9 protein-coding genes and 1 pseudogene are annotated in these 9188 nt (G+C 40.5%); all 10 read right to left on the bottom strand.

Annotation, left to right across the window (positions count from 1 at the left end):
- Positions 1 to 59: 59 nt before the first annotated feature.
- The 10 genes and pseudogenes from AC3DU7_RS16825 to AC3DU7_RS16780 all read right to left on the bottom strand — a co-directional run bounded on the left by AC3DU7_RS16825 (position 60) and on the right by AC3DU7_RS16780 (position 8821).
- Positions 60 to 1303, bottom strand: a pseudogene (locus AC3DU7_RS16825) (RNA-guided endonuclease InsQ/TnpB family protein).
- 14 nt (positions 1304 to 1317) lie between these two features.
- Positions 1318 to 1575, bottom strand: a complete 258-nt coding sequence (locus tag AC3DU7_RS16820; protein ID WP_488040472.1) for a hypothetical protein — start codon at positions 1573 to 1575, stop codon at positions 1318 to 1320.
- Positions 1576 to 2249: 674 nt separating this feature from the next.
- Entirely contained in the window at positions 2250 to 4172 is a 1923-nt protein-coding gene (locus AC3DU7_RS16815) for a phospholipase D-like domain-containing protein (protein WP_488040471.1), read from the bottom strand.
- Between the two features lie 94 nt (positions 4173 to 4266).
- Positions 4267 to 5667: a hypothetical protein gene (locus AC3DU7_RS16810; RefSeq protein ID WP_488040470.1), complete on the bottom strand. Its 1401-nt coding sequence runs from the start codon at positions 5665 to 5667 to the stop codon at positions 4267 to 4269.
- A gap of 77 nt (positions 5668 to 5744) precedes the next feature.
- Positions 5745 to 6269, bottom strand: a complete 525-nt coding sequence (locus tag AC3DU7_RS16805; RefSeq protein WP_488040469.1) for a hypothetical protein — start codon at positions 6267 to 6269, stop codon at positions 5745 to 5747.
- A 159-nt stretch (positions 6270 to 6428) separates the two neighbouring features.
- Complete coding sequence (locus AC3DU7_RS16800) at positions 6429 to 6776, bottom strand: hypothetical protein (RefSeq protein ID WP_488040468.1); 348 nt, start codon at positions 6774 to 6776, stop codon at positions 6429 to 6431.
- A 194-nt stretch (positions 6777 to 6970) separates the two neighbouring features.
- Positions 6971 to 7462, bottom strand: coding sequence for a RebB family R body protein (locus AC3DU7_RS16795; RefSeq protein WP_488040467.1), 492 nt, complete (start codon positions 7460 to 7462; stop codon positions 6971 to 6973).
- Positions 7463 to 7495: 33 nt separating this feature from the next.
- On the bottom strand, positions 7496 to 7720 hold the full coding sequence (locus tag AC3DU7_RS16790) for a RebB family R body protein (RefSeq protein WP_488040466.1): 225 nt from the start codon (positions 7718 to 7720) through the stop codon (positions 7496 to 7498).
- Positions 7721 to 7804: 84 nt separating this feature from the next.
- Positions 7805 to 8593: a RebB family R body protein gene (locus tag AC3DU7_RS16785; protein ID WP_488040465.1), complete on the bottom strand. Its 789-nt coding sequence runs from the start codon at positions 8591 to 8593 to the stop codon at positions 7805 to 7807.
- Between the two features lie 114 nt (positions 8594 to 8707).
- A complete protein-coding gene (locus AC3DU7_RS16780; RefSeq protein WP_488040464.1) occupies positions 8708 to 8821 on the bottom strand; it encodes a RebB family R body protein in 114 nt (37 codons plus the stop codon).
- Positions 8822 to 9188 lie beyond the last annotated feature (367 nt).

Raw genomic sequence — 9188 nt, 5'->3', positions numbered from 1 at the left:
TCAACCAGCCGTTAAAACGGGCACTGCGTACTTCCTCCCGACGCTTTTTAGGTTTTCAGTCAACCAACTTGACATCCTCCCGACGCTGACCTGACGGTACAGCGCGGGATTCCCGCTCCATTGCTGTTAGAAACTTTCTGCTTCATAGCACCCGCATAAACGAGATTTACTCTCTTCGGGTCTTACGGTCGCTCCACAGACTGACACTGCGAGTCCCGCAGCCAAAATATTTACACTTGCGTTTATGTCCCTATCATGGTGACTACCACATTCGGGACAATCCCACTCTCTAATCTTTAGAGGTAATTTTTCAACTACATGACCACAATTAGAGCAACGTTTTGAACTTGGAAAATATCGGTCAATCTTGATTAATTCCCGTCCATACCATTCAGCTTTGTCAACTAATTGCCTGACTAATTCTGCCCAGTTGGCATCTGATATTGCTCTAGCTAATTTGTGGTTTTTGACCATGTTTTTTACTGCCAAGTCCTCAACTACTATCGTTTGGTTTTCTCTAATTAGTTGGGTTGTTAGCTTGTGGGTATAGTCAAGTCTTGAGTCTTTAATTTTTGAGTGTATCTTGGCTACTTTAAGCCTGGCTTTGTGATAGTTATTAGACTTTTTGTCGGGTTTTCTATCTAGGGATTTCTGAGCCAACCTCAGTTTTTTATGTAACCGTTGAAGATTCTTTGGGTTGGCAACTTTTTTTCCATCGCTGGTAGTTAAAAGGCTGGTAATTCCTAGGTCAATCCCGACTTGTTTTTTAACTGGTTTAAGTTTTAAATCTCTGGTGTCATCAACTCTCAAAGACACAGACCATCTTCGGTGAAGCCTCTAGTTTGACAGTAATTGTACTAGGTACACAGTTTTGGGGTAGTTGCCTGCTCCATCTAATAGGTAATGGTTCCGCACATTTAGCTAGGTAGACTTGGCCATCTTTCTATCTAAATGCTGCTTTCGTAAATTCTGCACTACCACCATTGCGTTTTTTCTTGAAGTGGGGGTATTTAGCCCGTCCACCAAAAAAGTTAGTGAAAGCTGCTTGTAGATGTCTTAAGCCTTGCTGCAATGGTACGCTGCTTACTCTGTCAAGAAAATCTAAATCTTCCTGTTTTTTCCAGGAGGTAAGCATAGCTGAAGTTTGTTTATAGCTCACTCGTTCTTGGTGTTCATACCAAGCTTGGGTTCTAGCTGCTAAAGCTTTGTTGTAGATTAGACGTACACAACCCAAAGTCCTCCGCAGCAGACTTTCCTGCTCTGGAGTTGGGTAAAATCTAAATTTGTACGCTTTTTCAACCATCTACTGCTTAATTTTCAACATTTACATCCTAACATACTATCTATGTGTAAACCCGCAACATTGATGGGCATTCCCATACGACGCTCCCCTACGGGAGAGCGCGGGTATAAATGCCAACATTTAGATAAAAAACGGAAAGACATCGCTGTACGAAAAGCTTCCAAAGCTTCAGTAAAAGTCTTTAAAGGTTTGTTCGCCCATTGCCTTTGTAACCCTCCTGTTAACTTATGCCAAATTATAAAACCCACATTCCGTACTTCAATTTGTAACATGAAAATTAGTATAAAATTCTGAGGATGTTTAAGTATTTATACTATATAAATTATCTTCATTTACCTCGATCAAGAGTCAAATTCTCAGTTAAATATTAGGCATAAATACTTATTGAATCGTTGACTACTATAATTTTCTTCTTACTTCTTACTTCTTACTTTTGACTTTTGACTTAGATTTTTATGCTACATTTTGTCGTGCGGAATGTGGGTTTAGGGTTTGCTGAAAAAGTATGAGTGGTAGGGGGTAGAATCCAGAACCCAGAATCCAGAAGTCAGAAGGAATGGAAATTATAGAAGAAGTAGTCAGAAGAATTGTCCCTTGATTTTCTACCCCTCGAAATGCCGAAAATCTTAGATTTTTGAACCTGACCCACCTAAAAGCTGGTACTCCCTTAGTACCTGAAAAGGGTAAAACCAAAACCAGTCAAGACGCGTGATATTTAATCAGCAATCCCTATTTATACTATATAAGTTATCTTCATTTACCTTGATCGGGAGTCAAATTCTCAGTGAAATGTTAAGCATAAATAGCTACTGAATCGTTGACTCCTATGAACCACTATAATTTTCTTCTTAATGCATAACTTTTGACTTGTATTTTTATGCTACGTTTTGTCGTGCGGAATGTAGGATTAAAGCACAATCATAGCCACGCATCACCAACGCCCATTTCAGCCAACTATCTCTATCAAAGGTATCACTGGGTCGGAAGGTTCTATTGAATGGGGACTAGAGTATTGCCATAGAGGCTTCCAATACGATTCAAGCAATTCTTTCACGGCATCCTCACCCTCAACTAAGTAATTGAACTCAGAAAGAAAACCTGGATAAAGATTATCCGATCCCACCACATACAACTCATCATCGACGATCATGATCTTAGCATGATTACCAGGTGCTGATGGCACTTTCCTGCTGTGTTTAATGCCACTGGCATTAATTACTGATTTGACCGCACTTCCTATTACTCCTTTTTTAGGCGGCTTTTCAGACAGTGGCGGTTGCTTCAGGGTTAATGTATACCCTTCTTCACTGAGGTTTGGCCAATGATATGTCTCACCCTCGATCATGTTTCCTTGGTATTGATCTGTATAATAGAACGGTGCAATAGACAACCTGGTCAACGCTTTCTTTCGTGAGCCATCTGGATCATCGTATAGAGTATCATCAATTTTATGTGTCATATAGTATTCCATCAATTCAAATGTACGGGACGCACCTGAACCAAACGAGTATTGGTCTCCCTCCGCACCAGCACCTGCATCTAAAGGCGAAACCACTACTTCGACGTTTAAATTCTTGTTTGCCAGCAGCGCTTCAATGATCCAATGGCAAACAACGTGATCCGACCAATTCTTTTTCCAGGCACTAATTAAGTCCATTTGCGACATCTTTATGGAGTGTTTCGCACTCTTTATCAGTTCTTCCTTCATCACCTCAGACCCCTTTTTGTAATCCTTCTTCCTATCTGGACCTGTCCAGTATTTGCCTACTGACAATATACGGGTTGCCAACTTATAATCCTCAAATTTATCGTATTGGTTATAGATTATTCTCTCCTGAAACACTTCCATTTTCAGGTCTTCCAGGGTTTGCAGGTCTTGTTTGCGAATTTCCTCTTCCAGGTTTTTCGGCGTTTGCAGGTTTACTTCGCGGTTTTCTAACTCATCCCGCTTTTCGTAGTTGGGCGACCGATCATCAACTCTCTCTTGCTTTCCAGACTTGTGCATATCGATGAGTTTGATCTGACAAGCTAGCATATAATCTTGGACAACTTGATTGTTAAACGGATCGCTTGGTTTGTTAGAATCATTTTCTGTTTTCCAGGATAATTCGCCAATATCGAGATGTTCTTTCGTTAGTAGGTCAGTTTCGCACTTCCACATCTCGTTCAAAAACAGTTGCGAACCATATGCTGCATCTCCATGCACCACGACCGACACATCATGGACAGGAGGATAACTTCTAAATAGATCCATATTTAGGTTATGGCCTCCCACCAATGCTTCAGTTCCGTCTACCGCAATTATTTTCGAGTGATTCCAGGTCATTTTAGGGCTGTTGCTTGAGGAAAAGTCCCCAAAAACACTTTTAAGTTTATCTAAAAGGCCTCCCTCAATGCCTGCCTTCAGCCTGTAAAATCTCCCCATCCATATTTCAGGCATCTTTTCCCACAAGTGCCCCCGCATTCTTACCAATCGCATCAGAGCACCCTTAAAATCTGTATAATTCGGTGGCTCGCTAGCGGGGTACATTGGTGTCTGTCCGAATAGGAACCTAAATTGTGTTGGTTGAGTTCTACCCATTGTCTTGGTCAACGCGGTATCCATAGCTCCCAAGATCGCCCTAACCCAATCAGGATCTGGACTATTTAGGGATGCTAGGTCGCATCGATATTGAGATTTTTGAATAATCTCTACAATAGCTCTTTCAAATTCCGCTTGACGTTTCCACGCTTGCGGCATTATCCCTTCACCAAATGGAGCACCCCAAACGTGTGGCGTATCTAAAACCCTAAGATAGTTTTCCTTACTAAGACGATAGAAGTACTTTTGGGCTTTCAGTTTTTCTTGTATATTATCGATTTGACTCATCTTCTCTACCTCAATGCTTTTGTTGTCACTTGTATGTTTTAGTCGCTTAACTCTAGAGAAAGTTCTCAGCGTTTGCCGGACTCCGTAATCCGATCTATAAAAATTTCCATTTCACCCAACCGTCATTGCTCCGATCAATAGTTACAGGATAGGCTAATTTGTATGGGGGATCGCCCACCACGTTATCTAAGTAGTAAGTATTCCAGGGCAATCTCCCACTGATAGACGAAACTCTTCGCACATAAGGTCGCAAAGGCTTGACGCTTGTTCGAGTCTCACCGCCACCCATAGCATCAAATTTCCGGTGATCCGTATGAATTTTTTTTCTCAATTCTATGGCGCTTTCTTCAACTGTACTCTTAGTGCTAAAGGTTGTTCCCCATTTAGTCAGATAGGCTCTAGCAAGTTTGTAAACCAGTTCCGGCACTGGCGCGACACTCGGGCTGAATTGCTGAGGGTCGTATTTGCCATCACCAGTAGTATTTCCCGCAACAGTACTATGTTTTCCGCGACAGGCATAGAGTTCGTATTTCGCTTTGTCTTCGTTGGGTTGTTTTGAGCCTTCGGGGGCTAGGGCTAGCGGATCGGCTAGCTGGAAGTTGTCAGCGAGTTTCTTCCAGTTTTCCGTGTCTTTGAGCTCTACCTCTTCAGGTTTTCCTATCATCAAACCATTAGGCCTTGGAACTAATGCTGTAAAACCAGTATCCAGTTCATCCCATGCGTAGACTCCGACATAATTGACGACATTGGGAGGCAATTGGGTTAGTATTCCATACCAGTTTCCTGGGCCGGGAACGGGATCAATCGCAAATATATTGACAGGGATGTTTGAGAATCCTGCTTCTTTGCCGTATGCATAGAGAAACCAAGCAGCCATAATACATTCGACTGCGCCGCGACTGTGTCCGATAAAATTATACTTTTGATATCCACTGCTAGCCGCAAGGTTTGCACCATGCAACGCAAGAGCAGTAGCCTGCCATCCGGTCAACTGCTTTCCCTTGCCCCGCTGGTCACCGCCTGAGTAGCTTTTGACGTAGTCCAGCAGATCCTTCGGAGCATTGAGCGGGTGATTGAAGATCAGGGGTTCGCTATCATCTCTTGGCTCAGACCAGTCGTTTTCACCTACACCCCTTACGGTGATACTTGGGGTTGTTTTTGTAAGCTTTTTGGAAATATCCATGTGAATACGCACCGGGATGTAACCCGTATTTTTACTGTATATTCTCTTATCACTTTCGTCGCGGTCTGTTTCTCCCTCGTCTCGCGTACAGCCAGTTCCACAAAAACAAACGGTATAAGCTTTTTCGTTAGAGCTGGTAGACTTCTGTGTAATAGGATTGTCTTCTGTGGTAGGTTTGTCTTCTTGAGCTTCGATACGCTCGTTTTCTGTGGTAGCCTTTTGTTCCTTTCCGTTCGTCGAAGGCTTTGTATTAGCAAGCATTAACATATTCATTATGTAAGAAATGTTCAGATGAGATAATTTTTTTGTCATTCTCATTCCCCAAGTCTGATCGTAAACGGCTCTGGAAACATAGAATGATATACAAGTTTTATGTGTTATCAGTCAAGTTAGTCATTAATATTGTTTCCTAATTGCTTAATATTCTCAGCCAGTCCCATTTGAAGCATTTGACAGGCAGAATTTACTTCAAGTTGAAATTGGTTAATTGTTTTGGCCGCACTTTGAGTAAATAAGGTGTTCTCAATCTTTGTCTCAACTTTCTTTTCTTTCTCCAAAGAAGGAGTTTTACTTGCAGTCCCATCATTTTCCTCAATTGGGGTCGCAGCAAATGTAATTTCCTGGGTTCCGGCTTCCTCCTGTTGCTTATCAGTTTCTAAATTTGTTTGAAAGTCCGCAATTGTTGTGGTATTATCTTCCAGTTTTGCTTCAGCAATCTGTTTGGTCAGTGATTGTTTTGCTTCAGTAACCTGTTCAGCAAGCAATAGCTTTGAAAGCTTATAAACCTGCTGGGCTTCAAGTTTTTGCTTATTAAGGGCTTTTAGCGTATCTTTCTTGGCTAATTTGATTGTTTCAAGTTGTAATGCAATGTCAGCTTTGATTCCTGCTGCTGCTTTTTGCTGTGGGGTTGGCATAACATTTCTCCATACTTAATTTTGTGCAACTGCTTGATCATTAGGTATCTCCATAAAAGGCGATTAAACCCTTACTCCACGATTTTCTGGAGATGTCTAATGGAAGACTAAGAGCTGATGAAAAGGCATTGAGTAGCTGTTTTTGTGTCACTCCTAAATCTACAAATTACTAGGAGAAAATTCTTTGAGAATGTTAGCTGATGATGTTCCAACTTTTTCAAATATCTCGACTGTACTATTAAGAGTTTCTTGAGACTTAGCAATGATCTCTGCGTAAGGATCGACTTTGCGTTCGGCTATCATAAGTTGAGTACAAACGGCGATCGCTGTACTGCTAATAGTAGTTATATTTCGCAAATTGTCTGTTGCATCTTGCACGGCGATCGCCATTGATTGGGCAACTGACTGATAAGCTTTTCCCGCACCCTCAGTCTTAACAACATCAGGTGATAAATTTGTTCGGGTATTAATTAAAATACTTTCCTTGGTTTGCTTTAAATTCGACATAAAATTTAGTTACCTTATCAATTTGTTGTCTTTACAATTTTTTTGAGACAAAGACGCAAAAACGAATGAGCCTCAAGCAAGTTTTGTCAATTATTACAGCAGCACTTTTGAGGTTTATCAAATACACTGATTGTAATTGCCTTCCAGTCACTTCAGTAATAGCCCGTAGTCAACTTTCATAAAAAACGCTGTATTTATTGTTCTACGTCTTTTGGCAATTTACCCCTAATAAGACTCATGTCGTCGTCAATTCCCCCATTCCCAGATTTCTCTTGCCCACCGCCAGATTTCTCTTGCCCAGCAGATGTATCAGTCGGATCGGTACTCTTCTCCTGACTATTAGAAGCAAGCAAAGCAGGATTAGGATCTGGATTATCAGGAGACGTAGGATTATTACCTTGAGAATCCGTAGAACCTGGATCGCCACCTTGATTTTGTGTGAAGTTGGACATACCCATAATTTGAGATGGTAAGGACATAATTTGCCTACAAGCAGTTGAAATCACAGCTGCATTAACTTGCTGCATTGCACTTTGTGAAGCAACAGCATTTTGCATAATCAAACTTACAGAATGAGCTGTGGTTTGATAGACTAACCCCATTGATTGGGCTGGAGAACCGCCCAAGACATTAGTATTGCTTTGGGTAACGGCATCAGTGATTTGAGGATTAACTGTGTCTGTCATAATATTTTTCTCGTATACAAATTATTAGTAGCACTACTGAACAAGTTCTACAATTTTTTTGCAAGTCGTCGAAACCACAGCTACATTGATTTGCTGCATTGCATTTTGTGTTGCCACAGCATTCTGCATTGCTAAACTTATAGAATGAGCCATGGTTTGATAAACTAACCCCATTGATTGGGCTGGAGAACCGCCCAAGACATTAGTATTGCTTTGGGTAACGGCATCAGTGATTTGAGAATTAACTGTGTCTGTCATAATACTCTTCTATAATTTAAAGAAGAAAGCTTCTGTATACAAAGTGTCTAAATTTTACTGGTTCGCAAAAGCTTTTCCTAAACCTCAGAAACCTTGTGAAGTTCCTTGTAAACTTTTTACCATTTGAATTACACTACTGAGATATTGAGAACCATTAGAGCCTATTTTTTCAGTTTTACAAGACTTTATAGAACGAGCTTCTTGCATTTTCTGTATTAGGCTATGCTGTTCTGGAAATAATTTCTCAAGCATTTGAAATATTTCATCAGTAGTGTTATTTTGAGCAACTCTTCTTTGCTTAGAGTAGATGAAGCCCAAATTTTTAGTTGTTGTAGTGTAGCTATTAACAGTTAGTTGCTGTTGGAAACTAACTGAATTTTGAAGAGCCTGAATTGATGCTTCAATCATAGTTTGATAATTGTTGCTTTGAGCAACTGCTGGTGAATTTCCCAGAACAGTATCTTGAGCAACTACATCAACAACTAGGGAGTCAGGATTATCAATTTCCAATTCTGGCTCTTGAGTAACTACATCTTCCAATTCTGGTTCTTGAGTAACTACATCAACAACTAGGGAGTCAGGATTATCAATTTCCAATTCTGGCTCTTGAGTAACTACATCTTCCAATTCTGGTTCTTGAGTAACTACATCAACAACTAGGGAGTCAGGATTATCAATTCCCAATTCTGGCTCTTGAGTAACTACATCAACAACTAGGGAGTCAGGATTATCAATTTCTAATTCTGGCTCTTGAGTAACTACATCAATTTCATCAACCCCATTAGCAATTGCCAAGTCAAGGTCATCAATTCCCTCTGCTGTAGGATTAATTTGATTATTTTTATTAAAATCTGTATTATTTTCCTCTGTCATAATTGACTTCTTCCTCTCAAACAACATGAGCAGTGTGACTTAGACAATTTTTAAGGTTAAATATAGCTGAAACTCTCTGTCCATGTTTTCAGTTAACTAATTAGGGTTTGCTAATTAAAATATCAAAGCATTGACTGATATTAGTGACAAAGCTGGTGAATCGCCCATTACTTTGACATTAGCCTGAGTCACGGCATCAGTGATTGCACCATTTACTTCTGTTGGCATAATTTTTGTTATTCTTAATAGTGGTTTACGTCAAAAAAGGGACAGGACTTACACAGCGACAATATTTGTAGTGCCCGGATTCTTGTAGTTCTGGCGATCTGCCGTTCGTCATTTCCTTAATAGACCTCTCCAAAAAAACAATTGGGAAACAGTCCCATAAAGGTTCTCAAACCTTGTAACATAGCTGATGAATTTTCCAGCACTTTGACATTAGCTTGAGTCATGGCATCAGTAGTTGGATCATTAGACATCTCCAGAAAAGAGAGAACAGGGAACAGGGAACAGGGAACAGGGAACAGGGAACAGGGAACAGGGAACAGGGGGAGTAATTGATAATTTATGGATAGTAATTGATTTTATTTTTCAT

The sequence above is a fragment of the Okeania sp. genome (assembly GCF_983059655.1).
Note: the sequence above shows the minus strand (reverse complement) of the source record. Positions and strands in the feature narration are given on the sequence as shown.

Excerpts from the sequence above, each read along its gene's own strand:
- AC3DU7_RS16810 (WP_488040470.1), bottom strand. The coding sequence starts at position 5,667 with ATGACAAAAAAATTATCTCATCTGAACATTTCTTACATAATGAATATG.
- AC3DU7_RS16795 (WP_488040467.1), bottom strand. The coding sequence starts at position 7,462 with ATGACAGACACAGTTAATCCTCAAATCACTGATGCCGTTACCCAAAGC.
- AC3DU7_RS16805 (WP_488040469.1), bottom strand. The coding sequence starts at position 6,269 with ATGCCAACCCCACAGCAAAAAGCAGCAGCAGGAATCAAAGCTGACATT.
- AC3DU7_RS16785 (WP_488040465.1), bottom strand. The coding sequence starts at position 8,593 with ATGACAGAGGAAAATAATACAGATTTTAATAAAAATAATCAAATTAAT.
- AC3DU7_RS16800 (WP_488040468.1), bottom strand. The coding sequence starts at position 6,776 with ATGTCGAATTTAAAGCAAACCAAGGAAAGTATTTTAATTAATACCCGA.
- AC3DU7_RS16815 (WP_488040471.1), bottom strand. The coding sequence starts at position 4,172 with ATGAGTCAAATCGATAATATACAAGAAAAACTGAAAGCCCAAAAGTAC.
- AC3DU7_RS16820 (WP_488040472.1), bottom strand. The coding sequence starts at position 1,575 with ATGTTACAAATTGAAGTACGGAATGTGGGTTTTATAATTTGGCATAAG.
- AC3DU7_RS16780 (WP_488040464.1), bottom strand. The coding sequence starts at position 8,821 with ATGCCAACAGAAGTAAATGGTGCAATCACTGATGCCGTGACTCAGGCT.
- AC3DU7_RS16790 (WP_488040466.1), bottom strand. The coding sequence starts at position 7,720 with ATGACAGACACAGTTAATTCTCAAATCACTGATGCCGTTACCCAAAGC.